This window comes from Paenibacillus sp. CB74, from assembly GCF_055687625.1.
In genome coordinates this window covers 3,008,392-3,025,464 of record NZ_CM146009.1, presented here as the reverse complement: position 1 = coordinate 3,025,464, position 17,073 = coordinate 3,008,392, and the positions used below count along the sequence as shown (strand labels likewise).

Here is a 17,073-nt window from a genome sequence, read left to right as displayed (position 1 = left end):
ATTGTGATTCCCCGGTATGAAAATATAGAAGCATGGAAGAGCGTAATATGGTTCGGGACTCTTCCCCCCACCAAACATCATGTATAATGGAATAGAACAGGGGACGCTATAGAGACAGGAGGCATAAGCATGGACGGTAGAGACTGGGGTACATTTTTACTTCCTTATGAACAAGCGGTAGAGGAATTAAAAGTCAAGTTTAAGACAATGCGGGCGGAGCTGAAAAAACGGGAAGAGTATGCCCCGATTGAATTCGTTACCGGTCGTGTCAAAAAAATATCCAGTATTCTGGAGAAATCCAGACGACTGAATGTGTCGCTTGATGACGTGGAGACAGGCATTGAGGATATTGCAGGTATCCGTATCATGTGCCAATTCGTAGATGATATCCGTCGGGTTGCCGAATACATTCGAGGCCGCAAGGATCTCACGGTGCTCATTGAGAAAGATTATATTACGAATTTCAAAGAGAGTGGCTATCGCAGCTTCCATATGATTATTGAGTATCCCGTTCAGACGGCTCTGGGACAAAAGATCGTATTGGCCGAGATTCAGATCCGTACACTTGCCATGAATTTCTGGGCTACCATTGAACATTCTCTGAGTTACAAATTTCGGGAGAGTTTACCGGATGATATGCGAGCCAGGTTGAAAAAAACAGCGGAGGCCGCTTTTGTACTGGATAATGAGATGTCTGCCATTCGTCTACAGATTTTGGAGGCACAGAAGGCATTTGAGGATGATTCCAATATTGTGTCAAGAACATTGAATATCATTCATCAATTATACTTCTACCACCTTGTCAGTGAAGCGATTGAAGCACAGAAGCGTTTTAACGATTACTGGGAACGACATGATATGGAAGGGCTCAAAGACTTGCTGGATGACGTGAAAACACTTCTGAACAACGCCAGAAAGGGCGAAAACCCGGATGAGCATCTATGAGCCACTGTACATTGATTACTTAATCTACTTCAATCGGGATCAGGATTATTTCGAGTGCCATGAAGTGCTGGAAGAATTGTGGCTTGAACGGAACCGGGATTCTCTCTATAAAGGATTGTTGCAGATTGCGGTTGGTTTATACCACTTCAGGAATGGCAATCTCCGCGGAGGAACGATGATGTTACAGAGTTCACTTGACCTTCTGGAACCTTATCCTGATACGATTCTGGGCATTGACCTTGGGGCTTTGGTACGGGATGTACAGGAAATCGTGAAGGAACTGTCCCAATCAGATGATCAGTCTGTGTCTTACAGGGATTTGTCCATACGAATTGTTGATGAGGTCTTGGAACAGGAGATTTCTAGAAGATCACTTGAGCTAAAACCTAATATTCCGCAACGCCGGAGTCCTACCAGAGGGCGTATATACGAAGAGAAGATGAAGGCGATGAAGCAGGGTGAAAGTTGAGTTGTAATCAGCGTTAGCATTCATACGAGCATCTCATGGATTTGAAATTCCATGGTTATGAAACACCCCGATTATTCCTGTGAAGGGAACAATCGGGGTGTTTTTGAATGTTGCATCATATTCAGATAATTGCAGGTGGCACAGCCTGTCCTTCAACAGATCAGTGTCTGGTGTGTTAGGACCTTAACTGTGCTTAATTATGAAGTTGATCTATCCGTTAGCTTGCCGAAGGAGTGGCATTGCCTTTATATTTTTCGAAAAATTGTTTGTAATCGTCTAACGTGTAGCCTTGATCACTGCCATTCTCTTGCAGGCCGCCAACCATACGGTCTTTCTCGACACCAGCTTCATAATAGACGAGTGTAGGCGTGAACTCGATGTTGTAATCGGTCCATCCTGCTTCGAATTCGCGCAGATTGAACTGCGGAAGCTTAATACCTTCACTGTCAACCAGTGGCATCAACTGAGGTGTTGTGGCACGGCAGTGCGAGCAGTCGGAAGCGAAGAAATAAACAAAGAAGCTGTCTTTGTTATCAATCTTGGCTTTGAGATCCGCGGGAAGAATGATTTGTTGGTAATTGGGATCGCTAAGTAGCTCCCGTGTCGCTGGATTAAGCTTGGAAGCAGCGATGCCATAAGCATTTTCTACTGAATCCATCTGTTTCTTGGATTGTTGGTCTACAACAACCAATGCAGCAATCATAACGACTAAAATACCCAGGAAAATAAGGATCGCAGCACTTTTCTTTTTCTTCTTGGATTTCATCGGACATCCCCCATCGATCATATCGAAATATAGTTTGGGCAAAAATATAGGTTGGGATAATATGCATAAACACCCGGATTTTTGCTCAGGAATCAATCTACTTGCCATTATACTACATTACACGCTGTAGTGGAATAGATACGATATGATAGGAAAGCAAAGCTTGGATATGATAAAATAAAACGATATTGCAATCTTACCAAGACAGGATGAGTGGGAATATGGGTGTAAAGTTACCTTTGATATTTGCTGAGCGAATGAAAAGTTTGCTGGGTGATGAGTTTGAACAATTTATGAAATCTTATGAACAGTCTCCTCATGCGGGACTGAGAGTTAATACGCTGAAAATATCGATGGAACAGTTCGATGAGATTGCTCCGTTTGATCTAAGACCTATTCCTTGGTGTGAGACAGGATTCTATGTACCTCATGGTGTTAAACCGGGGCTGCACCCTTATTATCATGCTGGTCTGTATTATATACAGGAACCAAGTGCAATGGCTCCAGTTGAATTATTGCAGGTGAAGCCTGGTGATCGTGTGCTTGATCTCTGTGCTGCCCCAGGAGGGAAAACAACACAGATTGCTGCGAAGCTGCAAGGCAAGGGTGTGCTTGTCACGAACGATATCCATGCTGAACGCACCAAAGCGCTGGCCAAGAACGTGGAATTGTTCGGGGTGCGGAACGCCGTTGTTTTGAATGAGTCGCCCGAGCGGATCGCGAATGCATTTCCTCATTATTTTGACAAAGTATTAATTGATGCGCCTTGTTCAGGTGAAGGTATGTTCCGCAAGGATGAAGACATGGTGAAATCGTGGGAACATCATTCGGTGGAAAAATGTGTACTCATGCAGCGGGATATTTTGGAGACTGCCGCACGATTACTGGCTCCAGGAGGGACAATTGTATATTCGACATGTACCTTTGCGCCGGAGGAAAATGAAGCGATGATTGCGGAGTTTCTGAATCTAAACCGTGATTTTGTTGTAAAGGACATTCCTGAAGAGACAGGATTTGCTCCAGGGCGTCCGGAATGGGTGCGTCAGATGATGCCTGAGAAGGCTGATGATACAAAAGAAGTGCTGGATCAAACGCGTGGTACCGCAAGATTGTGGCCTCACCTTTTGGAAGGGGAAGGACATTATGTCGCTGTATTACAGCATCGTGCAGAGCAAGGACTCGAAACAGATCAACCAGGAGTAGTTCAAGAAGGAGCAATGGAGTATGGACAGGTCGAGGATGTGTCCAGGATTGAAGTAGAGGGGAACCAGGATCACTCTATTGCTGCTTCTTCAATTGCTATGACCAAGGCTGATCGTAAAAAGGAACGTTTGCTGCGAATCGAATCCAGAGAGTCCCATGACAGACAAGCTGGTGGAGGCAAGAATACGAGTAGATCGAGCAAAAAAGGTAAAGATTACAGTGGACGTAAATCGGAACGGGGTCAGGGACGCGGAGCTGATCCGGCAAGTATGGACCCGATTGCGATCTATACTTCGTTTATGAAAGAACAATTGGAGATGGATCTAACTGGAGAAACGGTATGTTACGGAGATCGTGTGTATCAATCATCGGTAGGTGCAGCAAGGTTGGAGGGACTGAAAGTCATTCGCCCAGGCTGGTTTATGGGCACAATCAAGAATGGCCGATTTGTTCCTTCCCACCCGCTTGCGTGTGCTCTGAATGCATCTGAGGCACGGCGAAGCGTGAATCTGTCATCGGCTAATGGCGAAGCCGTGAGGTACCTCAAGGGTGAAACGTTGAATATCGAAGAAGAACGAGTGGTGCTCAAGGCGGATACAGTCGCCAAAGGGTATGTTCTTGTGTGTGTAGATGGTTATGCCGCTGGCTGGGGAAAATGGCTGGATGGTGTATTGAAGAATGAATATCCGGCAGGCTGGAGGTGGACATCGGTATGAGTGGAAAAGGCAAACAAACGTTGCGTCTGGACAAAGTGTTAAGTCATATGGGTGTGGGAACACGAAGTGAACTCAAAAAGATGGTGAAGCAAGGCAGAATCCATGTGGACGGCAAAGCGGTAAAAGATAGTGGTGTACAGGTGAATCCCGAGGTTAACGTCATTGAAGCTGACGGAGAGCGGATTGTGTACCGGGAGATGATCTATCTGATGCTGCATAAACCTCCGGGTGTTGTGTCTGCTACGGAAGACAACAGAGATAAGACGGTGCTGGATCTGCTGCGGAAAGAGGATCGGGTGTTCAATCCCTTTCCTGTGGGACGATTGGATAAGGATACGGAGGGACTGCTCATTCTCACGAATGATGGTCCACTTGCCCATGATCTGTTATCTCCACGCAAGCATGTGCCCAAAACCTACGAAGCCCGTGTATTGGGAAATGTGGATGATGCGGATGTGCAACGTTTCAAAGCGGGCATTCAATTGGATGACGGATACGAGACGTTGCCTGCTGAGCTAACTATACTTGGTCATGAAGAGACGGAAGAAGGCACGATCTCGTCGATCTCGCTTATTATTCACGAGGGGAAATTTCATCAGGTGAAACGTATGTTTCAGGCGGTAGGCAAGCGAGTGATCTATCTGAAACGCGTTGCCATGGGTGAGCTTGAATTAGCTTCCGATCTTGCTATCGGAAGCTATCGTGAACTAACCGCAGATGAGTTGAACCTTCTGCGGAAGTAAAGCTCCCGTCCTGCGCGAAGCGGAGCAGGGAGTTGTGGAGGGAGGCGAAGCCCCGATACGACCGCCGAAGGCGAGAAAGCTCCCGTTCTTCATTGAAGTGAAGCAGGGAGTTGTGGAAGGAAGCGAAGCCCTGATACGACCGCCGAAGGCGAGAAAGCTCCCGCTCTTCACGAAGCGGAGCAGGGAGTTGTGGAGGGAAGCGAAGCCCCGATACGACCGCCGAAGGCGAGAAAGCTCCTATCCTGCGCGAAGCGGAGCAGGGAGCCGGGCAGAAAGCGAAGCCCTGCCCGAAATGGTCCCGGTTAAGCTTGGGTGGGATCGCCGCTGAAAAGCGGTGTTCCCGGCAACAAGCGTTCCTACGCCAACCGTTACATAGCAAGACCCGACCTACCACCGATGAGCAAGACGGGAGTCCAGAGGGCAGAGCTCTCTGGGGCCCTCCCTCGGAAGGGAGGGTTTGGGTGGGTGCGACTACTTAATAGATGAGGAATGAAGCCAGAATGACGTATAAACTAATTGCACTAGATGTAGATGGAACACTGCTGAATGACCATCATGAACTAACCGAATGGACTCAGGAGACCTTGATCCAAGCTTCCCGTCAGGGAGCAGAGATCGTTCTTTGTTCAGGTAGAGGTCCTGCCAATACGATTCCTTTCATGGAGCAGATGGGACTGGATGGATATGTGATTACACATAATGGCGCTGTAACGGCGCAAGTGGATACTCGTGAGGTGGTTCATCATTTTGCATTGGATGGACAAGGACTGGAGCCGATCATATCCTACTGTCGAACCAATGGAGTACATTTTGACATCAATACGGCATTTGGTCTGTATGTGGATCAACCAGAAGGTCTGGGATTGCAGGTGCGTGAGATGTATTACAACTTTATGGCAGAGCCACTGAAGTTACCCAAGTGGGTTGACATGACAGAACCGCTGGCCAAGTTCACTGCATTTGGACCGATTGAACAGATGGATGCCGTACTTCAGGAGTGGTCTACCTGGAATCTGCCTTATTATATGACACGGAGTGGTGATTTTTTTATTGACCTGATGCATCCCGAAGCGTCCAAAGGTGCTGCGCTTAAAAGGCTTGCCGAATCCAAAGGAATCATGCCTTCGGAGATCATGGCGATTGGCAACTACTTCAACGATATTACGATGCTGACTTTTGCGGGCAAAGGCATTGCCATGGATAACTCACCTGACGAGGTGAAAGCTGCCGCGGACGAGGTGACCCTCTCTAATAACGAGCAGGGAGTAGCACACGCAATCCAAAAATATGTCTTATCGGTTTAATCCTGCATCTTATACGTAAAATGCACGCTTTCCTCATAATCTACCGTCCTCAGGGGCATCCTAAGAGAATAACGTTAGGAATTGAGGAGGACACGTGATGAAATATGATGTGGAATTGGTTGCAGACCTGCGGACATCAGGTGGAGAAGTGCAGGACGTGATGATCAATGGTCAATATGCAGGCTCACTTTTTCTCGTGTACAGAGAAGGAGACCGTTTATCAGGCAGTCTTCAGATCGAGCAGGAGTCTCTGCCAGATGACACAGAGCAACTTATTGTGGATAAAGTGCATACCTATGTCCGATCTCTTGCAGATGCGTTGGAAGCTGCATATTATGAAGTGCTGGTTAGTTGCGGCTCATTGCACTCAGTTCTGCATAAGCCTGAGTCAGATACGATGTGGCCGTCTGAGGATATGAATCATCACGATGGCAGCTATGACGATATAGACAGCAGTGAAAGTAAGGTAATTCCTGTTTCACAAGCCGAATCGTTTACATATGAAGATCGGGATCAGGTTCTGGAGATGGAAATGGTAAGCGCAGGACGCAGCATATCCACCTATATATTCAATGATGTCGAAGGACAGGAGCTTGCAGAAGCTTCTCTAAAACAATATGGCGCTGATGTCCAAGGTGAAATACACTGGTATGACGAGCCGGAAGAGAACCAATTGGAAGCCGCAGCAGAGTTGCTGGTCAGAGAGCTGGATGAGGACATCATCGATACGATTACGATCCGCATGTGGCATCAGGGGAATGAACTCGAGACGTTAGAGTGGATACATCGCGATTTCTCCGAGGAATTTGAGGATCTGGATGAATCCGATCAGGATGAGCTGGAAGCTGCTGAAGAAGCATGTTATGTCATGCTGAAACGTAAGGACCGGGAGTTCCGGGTGTATGAGCTATTTCTTCAGGAACGAGGTGGGTTGCCTGTCGGAACAGCAACAATAGACACCTCTCAATCCGATCTGACGGGATACATTGATTACGAGGTTCCTGGAACCAGTGTGCAGCGAAAGAGCCTTGTCGAAGTGTTGATGCAGGAGTTGGACAAGGAGATGGAGTTTGATACCCTTCATCTTACGATGTTGTATCGAAATCAGATTATTGATGAAGCCAGAATAGATGGGTAAAAGGCAACTGCCTTTTACCTTTTTTTGTTCTCATTTTGACGAAAAATTCATTTCCCGGTATAGTACCATTAGTTTAATAGAGCTCAGGAAGCGGAGGAGAACAATATGCACTCATTCAGGATCAGTAGCGAATATATTAACGATGGTTTTCAAGCGGTTCAGGCGAAGCCCGAAGATACGGAGGATGTGATGTCGCTGTTGGTGGAGACAGCCGAATGGTTACAGGGCCAAGGTTCTACCCAATGGAACGCTTTGCTTCAAGGTGAAGATTCACATGATACGGCAGGGGCAATTCGGCGCGGGGATGTGTTTGTATTTAAAAAAGGAGCTGACGTAGCGGGAATGGTCATCCTTATGGTTCAGCCAAGCCCGTGGGATATTCATCTCTGGGGTTCAAAAGCTTACGCCGAGGATGGCGCAATCTATCTGCATCGGCTGGCGATCCGAAGAAAATATGCCCAAAGCGGTCTGGGACGAGCAATATTGGAATGGTCCAGCAGCGGCATACACTTTGAAGGCAAACATACGGTTCGTTTGGACTGCGGAGCCGACAACGCAACGTTAAACGCCTTTTACGCGCGGAACGGGTATACTTTTTTGGGAGAGACTGATGGTTACAGTACATATGAGAAGCCGGTGGAGCTCCTGAGCTGAGCATGATGACTGTCCTCTGATTTTAATTATAATTATTATCAAATATATATTGATGACAACAGCAAGTGGTTGATTGCTGGTTTGGTTTAAAGCTTTTGCTTCTGAGCGTCATGTTTCATGAATATGTTGTATATACGAGTGATAACAAAAGCTTATCAAGTGCTGCTTAAATCGCGTGGTTTGAATAGCAAGATTTTGCTGTGTCTATCGTAATATAGATGTTCCGGCTGTCCTATGTCATAATGGATAACAGAGCCGTATCAGAGAAAACAAATGAATGAATATGCATGCAATATAGGATGGGCAATTGAGAGGGATTCTCATTTTGTATCTTTACTGAACATATGTTCTGGTATATCATGAATGAAGATGTATGGAAAGAACGTAATTAGAAAGGGGGAAACTAACAGTGAGATTGCTGCAGGCGCTTTTCTTTCCTCCGGAGCAGCCCGGAGGTGTATCCTCTATGATTCCGTATATGCAAGAGAGATTTACAACCCCAAGGTGGGAAATGGATCTGTTCTCGTTGCCGAAGCGGATTCGCAACAAGGGCAGGGAGGAAGTTCATTTCGAAACGTTTGACTGGACTGAATATCAGGATAGTCCTGTTGTCCAAAAATATATTCAAACCTATCGTGATTATCTATGGTGGACCAAGTTGCGTATTCAGAAGCCCTATGATCTGATTCATGCTCACCATCCCATTGCCGGACTTGCGATGAAAACGGTCTTCCCGGATACACCTCTCATTCAGACGATTCACTCCAGTTATGAACGAGAATTAATCCTTAATGGACGCATTGAAACGGACGGACCGGAGCATCAATTCCTGCTTGCGATATATGGTGAACTGGAACATCAGGCAGAGCGTCTCTTGACGGTGTCAGACTCGTTCCGTCGTTATCTGGCTCCCTACGTGAAGGAACCTGATGTCATCGGTGTGATTCCCAATGGATTTGATGAGAAGCGCTTTAAGCCGATTCCTCATGATAATGCGATACCACAGCTAGTGACGGTATGTCGGCTTGTTCCGGCGAAAGGATTGGATATTCTTTTCAAAGCCTGTGCGGAACTCAAGGGCCGAGGTCATGATTATGTGTTACATATTATTGGAGATGGACCGATTCGTCCTGATCTGGAAGAATTGGCGCAGCGATTAGGGATCTATAATGAGACCATTTTCTATGGTTACACACTGCACCCTGAGGAATTCATGCCATTCTTTGATATTTTTGTACTTCCTTCACGAGCAGAGGCATTTGGTTCCGTTTTCGCTGAAGCGGCGCTGAGTTGTCTTGCCCTTGTGGGTACGGATGTAGGTGGAATACCCGAACAGATCGAGAATGGTAGCAATGGGTTGCTTGTACCGGCAGAAGATCCTTCTGCACTGGCTGAAGCGCTTGAAAAGGTGATGCTGGATCCGGCTTATCGTTATGAACTTGCCCGTTCAGCATGTGAAAAAGCCAAAACACATTACTCGCTCGGCAGATCAGTCAATGAGCTGAAGAAGATGTATCTACAGTTTCCCAGCAAGACCTAAAAGAGAGAACAAAAAGTGCGAGCCGCTGTGCTAAACAGCGGCTTTTTTTTCATGCAAAAGGTGTGCGCATGAGTGATGAATTGTGGTTATGAAGCAAACGTATGCACATATTCATGAAGTACATAAGCATGTTTATATATTTTTGCGTCCACGAAATGTACCCCAGCGGTTTAATACCAATTTGGCTGCCCAGAACAGTGCCATACTTCCGAAGATAGGGTAAAGGATAGATAGCAGAGAACTGAATCCAAACTGACTGAGTGAGTAACAGAGGAGCATAATGGTTAATGTAATGAAACGGGGATGAACGCGTATATGTTGTCTGAGTTGCAAGGTCATGCCATAGATATCCGCAACAAACGTACTGAATATTTCCATAAAAATAAGGGATACATATACAGATTGTACTGCCCATCCAAGTTGAAAGGCAATGCTGCCCATCGGAATTTCGAATTGGATGATGCCGGGCATCTGTGCCGACATGGCAAAATGGGCTGCCATTAGCATGAAACCTACGCCAATTCCACCCAATACTCCGCCCCACTTCAGCACATTCCGACTACGAATCTGGTTCCCTACAGGCACCAGAACAGCTTGAGCTAACGCCAGATTAAATGAAGTGTACAACAGTGGAGACAGCCATACTTGAATAGGATTTGAGTCTGTCGTCAGTGTGATGAATCGGGAAGCTCCCGGATGATGGATGGTACTTGTGATCATGAGCAGAGATAACAGAAGCATCATAGGCACGACAATGCTATTCATTTGAAGAATAGCTTGGATGCCCCGACCGAGAAGCAGATATGTCCCTACAAGTGTGACGATTAGACCGGTCTGATAATGCAAACCGAGATGTTCGACAAAAACGGAACCTGCTCCGGCAAGCATGACACTGTTCACGCCAATGAGAATGAGAAGGGTCACCCAAGTGATCCATTTGCCCGCCTTGTGGCCGAATAAGTGTTTGTTCAGATCCTCATAAGAGCGGGATCCGGTATCGTGGGCGATCAGCATCATTTTGGTACCTAACCAGACAAAGAGCATGGTGGATAAGCCTATGGTGACGGTGGCCCATTTGCCATACTGGGTAAAAAACTGCAAAATTTCCTGCCCTGTAGCGAAGCCGGCTCCGACAACCGTTCCGATGTATGTAAATGCGATCTGCAGCACCCGAAATGCCTGTTTCATGTGTTTCCCCTCTCAGGACCCTGTATAGTTTGGACATGCGGGTACCATGGTACAAGGTATGCTTGACCCACGAAAGTCATGACAATCGATCATGAGCTTTGGCTTGAATCGCGTCTGAAGGACAGCGTCCAGGCAATTTCGCTTGAACTTATAGATAGATATATGATACTTTTACCTCATAAGATAGGCTTGGGAGGTCAAATCATGGAATTATTGAAACAACGAATTTTACAAGAGGGTGTTGTCATCTCGGATCAAGTATTGAAGCTGGATGGTCTGTTGAACCACCAGATTGATCCTGCATTAACGATGGAGATGGGGCGTGAATTCGCTGCCCGTTTTCGTGAAAGTGGAGTGACCCGTGTAATCACGGTAGAATCCTCAGGGATTCCGGTTGCGTTTGCCGCGGCCTATGAACTTGGGGTGCCACTTGTATTCGCCCGTCGCAAAAAAACACTTCTAGCTGATCCTGATGCTTACTGTGAACGCGTACCGTCCTTTACCAAAGGAATTGTAACTGACATTATGGTATCTCGCGAGTTCATTCATGAGAATGACCGTATTTTGTTCATTGATGATATTATTGCCAATGGAGATGCCGCTCGTGGCGTCATCAAAATCATTGAGCGTTCCGGTGCGGAACTCGTCGGATTCGGTGTTGTGGTAGAGAAATGTTTCCAGGCAGGGGCACGAACGATTCGTGAACAGGGGATTCCGGTGGAAGCCTTGGTACGCATTCGTTCCCTGAACGATGGGACGGTACAATTTGACGATAACGAAATGTGACATTTTAAAGGAATAGGGCCTATTTTTTGAACTATGCCTTTGCATGGCCGCTAATTTCATTTATAATGGGGTTATGTTAGGGAGAGGAGGCAACACCATGGGGAACCAACCGGCAACAGAACAATTCTTTAATGATAAGCTGGCGGAATCGAAAGTTCATTTTGAACGTGCCCTGGATTGTAAACATACGGAATTCGATGACCTTTATCCCTATATGATTGAACATCCTCAATTTTTCTGGTACAAACGCTATGTTGCCTGGTCAGAATTACTGACGATTGTAGGCTTATGCGAAGAGTTGTCCTTCTCTTGGAAAGAACAATTTACACCGCATCAAGTGGAGTACCTTGAAGAACGTGTGATGTCCGCCAAAGTGCTTGATTTTTGGTTCGAGAAGAACGACAGCAAAGAGCACGCGCAGCGGTAACTTTCAGTCGGGACATAATTTCGAATGACATGACAGTCCAATACAGTCACGTGAGACCTAAATGACTTTTCATTTAGGTCTCTTTTTGTAAATAAATTTGGAATATAGGAGCCATGAACATGATTAGTGATACAGAATTGGACGCCCTGCGTCTGTCAGGTGAGAAAGTCAGAGTAGTACGGGACGAGCTCGAATCGAACGATGTAACCGGGATTGTCGTTGCCTGGGATGGCGAGCAGGTACTTATCCGTCGTCAGAATCGACGTGTCGTCAAGTTGGATCGTGGTTACCGCTATCAGTTGTTCAGCGAACCCCGGCAAAGTCCACTTGGTGAGTAACAACGATCATTATGTCAGAAGTATGAGCGTACAAATGTTTGGAATTACCATGATTTCTTGGCATAATTGACTCACTCGGGAGAGAAGATAGGTACAGTGAAGAAATTCTGTAACTATAGCCGAGAGGGTGTGCTGCAAGACATGACATTGATGAATGATAAAGTTCATGCCTACAAGGATCAGATTGGAGCATTAAGTGATGTGCTGCCAGGTGTGGTGAAGTCGTATCATGAGTTTACCGGAGAATGCTTCCAACCTGGGGCGATTGATGCGAAGACCAAACAGCTCATCGCGCTTGGTATTGGCTTGTTCGCCAACAATGAGGTATGTACCTTCTATCATGTAGAAGAAGCACGTGCCAAGGGCGCTACAGATCAGGAGATTATGGAGACCGTTGCTGTGGCTGGAGCTGTAGGAGGCGGACATGCCCTGTCCCAGGGCGCGATGCGAGTGCAGAAGGCGCTGCATTAAGTGTAGATGGAGGTAGTCCAAGGACTGTCCTCCTAAAGAGGAAATCAAACAAAAGAGGAGGTTCCGGTTGATCCGGAGCCTCCTCTTTGATATTATCCCTACATTTTCCCTAACATTTTATCGTACATAAACTGTCCAGTTACCCGACGTGCTGTTACGTAACGATCATTGAAATAAGGATTGCTCATTTTGGTGATGCTTACCCCTTTGCTGCTGGATGCATGTGCAAATTGTCCGCCGCCGATATAAACACCTGTATGTGAAATGCCTTTGCCTGTTGTGTTAAAGAACACCAGATCACCTGTCCGAACATTGCTCTTGGCTACTGGAGTACCTGCTTTGGCTTGCTGTTGCGAAGTACGTGGCAATTCAATGCTGTATTTATTGAAAATATATCTCATAAACCCGGAACAGTCGAACCCGGCCAGAGTCGTGCCACCCCACTTGTAAGGAATACCTGTCATGTTGTTCACTACGGAGTTAATACTGCTTGCCTCTGTGCTTGTTGCCCCGGATGTAAATAGTACAGCCGCTCCAAAAATGGAGATAATCAGTTTTTTCAAAATCAATGTTCTCCCTTCGATGCCTACGGAGTTAGCTAAGGGTTCGGTAGAAGGTTCCCTATATTTCCTATGTATAAGAATAATTCACCCAAAATGGTTCCCCCGTTTTCAAACCTGAAACTCGGCAATGAATAATTAAGTTTTTGTAACTATTTGAAACTATATTGCATAAATGCGTAATTGTCAAACCCTTTTAAACCCCTTCGTAATACCTCAATGTTAGCGGAATTAACGATTTTATATGAAAGAAGGCGTCAAGTTTGGGTATCATTGATGACAAAAACGTAATTATTGATTCGTTTGAGACGAAATTGGATAAATAAATAAGTTTGTCATGAGTTAAAAGAACTATCCGTTATGTAGAATTTAAGAGATTATATTCATTAAGTTGCATATATTGACAAAAATTGATTTTTTGCATATCATCTGATTATCCAATCCACATATTGGATAAAAATAGATTTTATTATGTTATATATTTAAATTAAGGAGGTTTAAGGACGGGCGTTATAGGTAAGGTAGAATTGTGGATGTTATTACAATGAACATGGGAGAGTGTTACATTTGAAAGCAAAGAAAATAGTTACTTTTGTCCTGGCATGCGCCATGGTGTTCTCAACAGTTGGAATTGCAGTTCTACCTGTAGGGACGGTATCTGCTGCTGATGCATCGGGTACTACAGCGAGTATTTCAGATATTTTGAAGAACCAACTGCCGGATGGAGGTTGGAGAAAAGATTATAAACAAACAAGTGGAGAGTGGGCGAAGTCCACGATTGACAACAAGGCTACATATTCAGAAATTAGAAGATTGGCGAAGGAATTTAAAAAGACGAATGATCCACGCTACTCCACAGCTGCAATCAAAGGAATCAACTTTTTGATCAATATGCAGTATTCAAACGGCGGATGGCCACAAGTCTACCAAAGCTCTGGATATCACAAGCATATTACCTACAATGATGATGCAATGATTAATGTAATGATCATGCTCGATGAAGTAGCAACACGCAAAGGTGATTTCTCATTTATCGACAGTACACTTGCTAATCGCAGTAAAAATTCAGTTGCCAAAGGTGTGGAGGCGATTCTGAATACTCAGGTCGTCTCAGGCGGGAAGCTTACAGCATGGGGACAACAACATGATTCCAGTTCCCTTAAACCAGCGAGCGCAAGAATCTACGAAGTACCATCGCTGACAGCTGGAGAGAGTGTAACGATTGTTAAATTTCTGAAAACAAGGCCTGCTACCGCTAAAATTACCGCATCCATTAAAGGAGCAGAGGACTGGTTTAACAAGGTGAAAATTACGGGTTACAAGTATGAAAGGGCAAATGGTGATAGCAAGATTATCGCTGATTCCAAAGCAGCACCGATCTGGGCACGCTTCTATGAAATAGGAACGGATAGACCCATTTTCATTGGACGAGACGGGGTAGTTAAATACAAATTGAGTGACATTGATAAAGAAAGAAGAGGCGGTTATGCCTGGTATGGCAATTGGCCTTCCAAGCTGTAGTATGACTCCTTTTTGATGAACCAAATGATTAGTTGAAGGTAAAGCCCGAATGGACAAGCATGTCTGGTTCGGGCTTTCATGTTATTATTTTCAGTGTTGACATGATAGATTGGGCATGATATATTATTTCTTGTCGCCGAGATTAATCACGGAGATATAATATGCGGTCGTGGCGGAATTGGCAGACGCGCACGGTTCAGGTCCGTGTGGGCTAACCCCCCGTGGAGGTTCGAGTCCTCTCGACCGCATCGAATAAAAAGACTCCTCAAGCTAACGCATGAGGAGTCTTTTTTTGTTTGCATTTTTTGATATTATCCTAACATCAACTATACGGAATGTTTTATTGTGCTGCGGTAACATTAATGCTGTCAATATTCGGTCCTTCCGTTCCCGTTGTAACCACTTTCAAGGTATTGGTCCCGGTGTTCATGGGAACTTGTATTGTTTTTTCAACCCAAGTGGACCAGCTTCCCGTTGCTGGAAAGGGCTCATTGCTGATAACTTTGGTTCCGTTAACAAAAATGTCGAGGTTACGTGTTCCACTTTCCAGCGCATAACGAAACTTTACATTTTTGGTGCCAGTAATCGTATTGTTAATAGCGTTCCATTGAATGGCTGAACCAGTCATTGCATTGAAGTTGACATACCCGGAGCCTGTGTAATCGGGGTAGATCGTTTCAATGGCAGCTTCCGTAAGTGTTGTTCCGGTCTCTGCTTCATAAGTAGTGCCGCTGCCTGTATTTCCACCGTTATTCCCACCAGTAATGTTGGCAACAAATGTTGTTACGCTCTGAGCGGGGAGTTGTGCCGTGAAGGCTCCATTGGATACGGTAAGCGAGGCCCCGCTTGCCAGGTTGCGACTGCTGTCCGTAACCCATGAGGACACCGTGGAGGCATTACCATTCTGCAGAACGAATTTTTGGCTTGTGGCCGAAGTTCCACGGTTAATTGCCACGACGACTACTTTATTATCCCCTTTATAGGCTGAGACAAATGTGTTCGTATCCGGATTTTTCGTTGCATCGACTCGCAGGTAGCCAGGACGTACAAATTTGGAGAAATGGGCCATATTATATCCGCGTTTGCTTATGGTACCATCTTCTTTCATCGGACCATACTGTCTGCGGATGTACCACCACACATAGGCCTGGAAATCACCTTCCACCATGGCATTGTGCATGTGATAGGAAACCTCCAGTGCTTCAGGCCAGCGGTCTGCTGAGTTGTTGTCACTGTTCGGAACATATACCTCAGTCATCCACAGTTCTTTACCGGCTCCTTTTTGCTTAAAGAGAGGATAGGCAAAGTTCGAAATCTGGGTTCCATACGTATGTGCTCCCAGAATGTCCATGTTGGCAAGTGCCTGCGGATCATTCAGGATTGGATCGGATATGTTCTTCAAGTACTGGAAGGATTCAGGTGCCATGACTTTGGTACCTTGAATGGACCCGGCATTTTCTTTCATGAAACGAAGAATTTCTTGTGGAGTCCACCAGGTCCAGTCATGCGCGTAATCCGGTTCATTTTGCACAGAAATGGCATACAGATCTACGCCGTTATTTTTCATATAGGTTACAAAGTCATTCAGATGTTGCGCATATGCGGCATATTTGTCGTATTTCAAACGTTTGGCATTGGTATCTCCATTACGGTTGAACGTTTCCACCATGCTGCTCGGAGGATTCCACGGGGAGGCGAATACGATAGCTCCCTTCTCAATAGCCCGTTTCGCTGTGGCAACTTCACGATACCAGTTATTGGAATCTGGATCCACGTAGATCCTCAGAATTGAAAAGCCTAACTGATTCTGGTCATTACCAAAAGCAGTTTCACGTTGAGCGGGAGTCAGATCACCAATCCAGGCGGGAAGGTTAATACCGCCAAAGCCCTTGATCAGTTGTTTTTCCGAGGATAAATTAATGTTGGCATCACTTGCCGCCGAAACTTGTGTCGGGGTTAACATCAGGGGTAGTGCTGTTAAACAGGCCAATAAAACATTGATCGTTTTTTTGAATTTGAATTTCACTACTTTCATCCTCCTCGATAATGGTAAATGGTTACATAGAGAAACCGTGACCAGGGAAATAAAAAGAGCTGATAGTCTGGCATTTATTTTATGTAAACCCTTTCAAAACCCCCTTCCAAAAAGTATAGGAAAGAAATGAAACATATTAACTTCTTTCATTTGTTGATTCTACTAAATAATTGCCAAACTGAAAACCTGACAAATTACAGTATTTTTTCTAATTAATCTCTTTTTTCTACAGTTCAATGACATTTCTTGTCTGATTGTAAAGGTGAAAA

17 protein-coding genes, 1 tRNA gene and 1 riboswitch are annotated in these 17,073 nt (G+C 45.4%); of the genes, 14 read left to right on the top strand and 4 right to left on the bottom strand.

Annotated features, from left to right (window positions below; translation table 11 throughout):
• Positions 1-129 precede the first annotated feature (129 nt).
• The gene (gene yjbM / locus ACX9NY_RS13300; protein ID WP_124113953.1) at positions 130-945 is read left to right on the top strand and encodes a GTP diphosphokinase; all 816 of its coding nucleotides are present in this window, start codon (positions 130-132) and stop codon (positions 943-945) included.
• The gene (locus ACX9NY_RS13295) at positions 932-1,414 is read left to right on the top strand and encodes a DUF309 domain-containing protein (RefSeq protein ID WP_339241206.1); all 483 of its coding nucleotides are present in this window, start codon (positions 932-934) and stop codon (positions 1,412-1,414) included. Before yjbM ends, ACX9NY_RS13295 begins: the two co-directional genes overlap by 14 nt.
• A gap of 217 nt (positions 1,415-1,631) precedes the next feature.
• Here ACX9NY_RS13295 and ACX9NY_RS13290 read toward each other — a convergent pair whose 3' ends face one another.
• On the bottom strand, positions 1,632-2,180 hold the full coding sequence (locus tag ACX9NY_RS13290) for a thioredoxin family protein (protein WP_472478840.1): 549 nt from the start codon (positions 2,178-2,180) through the stop codon (positions 1,632-1,634).
• A gap of 221 nt (positions 2,181-2,401) precedes the next feature.
• Between ACX9NY_RS13290 and ACX9NY_RS13285 the strand changes: the two genes are divergently transcribed.
• From ACX9NY_RS13285 to ACX9NY_RS13260, 6 genes are all read left to right on the top strand, one after another.
• Positions 2,402-4,099: an RsmB/NOP family class I SAM-dependent RNA methyltransferase gene (locus ACX9NY_RS13285; protein ID WP_472478838.1), complete on the top strand. Its 1,698-nt coding sequence runs from the start codon at positions 2,402-2,404 to the stop codon at positions 4,097-4,099.
• Complete coding sequence (locus ACX9NY_RS13280; protein ID WP_472478836.1) at positions 4,096-4,842, top strand: pseudouridine synthase; 747 nt, start codon at positions 4,096-4,098, stop codon at positions 4,840-4,842. Before ACX9NY_RS13285 ends, ACX9NY_RS13280 begins: the two co-directional genes overlap by 4 nt.
• A 500-nt stretch (positions 4,843-5,342) precedes the next feature.
• Complete coding sequence (locus ACX9NY_RS13275) at positions 5,343-6,146, top strand: Cof-type HAD-IIB family hydrolase (protein WP_036670159.1); 804 nt, start codon at positions 5,343-5,345, stop codon at positions 6,144-6,146.
• A gap of 97 nt (positions 6,147-6,243) precedes the next feature.
• Entirely contained in the window at positions 6,244-7,284 is a 1,041-nt protein-coding gene (locus ACX9NY_RS13270; protein ID WP_339241214.1) for a hypothetical protein, read from the top strand.
• 105 nt (positions 7,285-7,389) lie between these two features.
• The gene (locus ACX9NY_RS13265; protein WP_339241215.1) at positions 7,390-7,938 is read left to right on the top strand and encodes a GNAT family N-acetyltransferase; all 549 of its coding nucleotides are present in this window, start codon (positions 7,390-7,392) and stop codon (positions 7,936-7,938) included.
• 409 nt (positions 7,939-8,347) lie between these two features.
• Entirely contained in the window at positions 8,348-9,478 is a 1,131-nt protein-coding gene (locus ACX9NY_RS13260) for a glycosyltransferase family 4 protein (protein ID WP_342572517.1), read from the top strand.
• A gap of 132 nt (positions 9,479-9,610) precedes the next feature.
• Here the strand turns inward: ACX9NY_RS13260 and ACX9NY_RS13255 are convergent, their stop codons facing one another.
• A complete protein-coding gene (locus ACX9NY_RS13255) occupies positions 9,611-10,666 on the bottom strand; it encodes a YkvI family membrane protein (RefSeq protein WP_339241217.1) in 1,056 nt (351 codons plus the stop codon).
• Positions 10,667-10,870: 204 nt separating this feature from the next.
• On the opposite strand from ACX9NY_RS13255, the gene ACX9NY_RS13250 reads away from it, so the two are divergent.
• The 4 genes from ACX9NY_RS13250 (at position 10,871) to ACX9NY_RS13235 (ending at position 12,688) form a co-directional block, all read left to right on the top strand.
• Positions 10,871-11,452 carry a xanthine phosphoribosyltransferase gene (locus tag ACX9NY_RS13250; protein ID WP_124113961.1) on the top strand — a complete coding sequence of 194 codons (582 nt, stop codon included), beginning with the start codon at positions 10,871-10,873 and terminating at the stop codon, positions 11,450-11,452.
• 97 nt (positions 11,453-11,549) lie between these two features.
• Complete coding sequence (locus ACX9NY_RS13245) at positions 11,550-11,879, top strand: hypothetical protein (RefSeq protein WP_036609615.1); 330 nt, start codon at positions 11,550-11,552, stop codon at positions 11,877-11,879.
• Between the two features lie 119 nt (positions 11,880-11,998).
• Complete coding sequence (locus ACX9NY_RS13240; protein WP_278295843.1) at positions 11,999-12,217, top strand: hypothetical protein; 219 nt, start codon at positions 11,999-12,001, stop codon at positions 12,215-12,217.
• A 141-nt stretch (positions 12,218-12,358) separates the two neighbouring features.
• Positions 12,359-12,688, top strand: coding sequence for a carboxymuconolactone decarboxylase family protein (locus ACX9NY_RS13235; protein WP_339243003.1), 330 nt, complete (start codon positions 12,359-12,361; stop codon positions 12,686-12,688).
• A 98-nt stretch (positions 12,689-12,786) separates the two neighbouring features.
• Here ACX9NY_RS13235 and ACX9NY_RS13230 read toward each other — a convergent pair whose 3' ends face one another.
• On the bottom strand, positions 12,787-13,251 hold the full coding sequence (locus tag ACX9NY_RS13230; protein WP_339241221.1) for a C40 family peptidase: 465 nt from the start codon (positions 13,249-13,251) through the stop codon (positions 12,787-12,789).
• 5 nt (positions 13,252-13,256) lie between these two features.
• Positions 13,257-13,388, bottom strand: a riboswitch (cyclic di-AMP (ydaO/yuaA leader).
• A 427-nt stretch (positions 13,389-13,815) separates the two neighbouring features.
• On the opposite strand from ACX9NY_RS13230, the gene pelA reads away from it, so the two are divergent.
• Positions 13,816-14,769 carry a pectate lyase gene (pelA, locus tag ACX9NY_RS13225; RefSeq protein ID WP_472478831.1) on the top strand — a complete coding sequence of 318 codons (954 nt, stop codon included), beginning with the start codon at positions 13,816-13,818 and terminating at the stop codon, positions 14,767-14,769.
• 163 nt (positions 14,770-14,932) lie between these two features.
• Positions 14,933-15,017 (top strand) — tRNA-Leu (locus tag ACX9NY_RS13220).
• A 92-nt stretch (positions 15,018-15,109) separates the two neighbouring features.
• On the opposite strand, the gene xynC is transcribed toward ACX9NY_RS13220, so the two are convergent.
• Positions 15,110-16,804: a glucuronoarabinoxylan endo-1,4-beta-xylanase XynC gene (gene xynC / locus ACX9NY_RS13215; RefSeq protein WP_472478829.1), complete on the bottom strand. Its 1,695-nt coding sequence runs from the start codon at positions 16,802-16,804 to the stop codon at positions 15,110-15,112.
• Between the last annotated feature and the right edge of the window lie 269 nt (positions 16,805-17,073).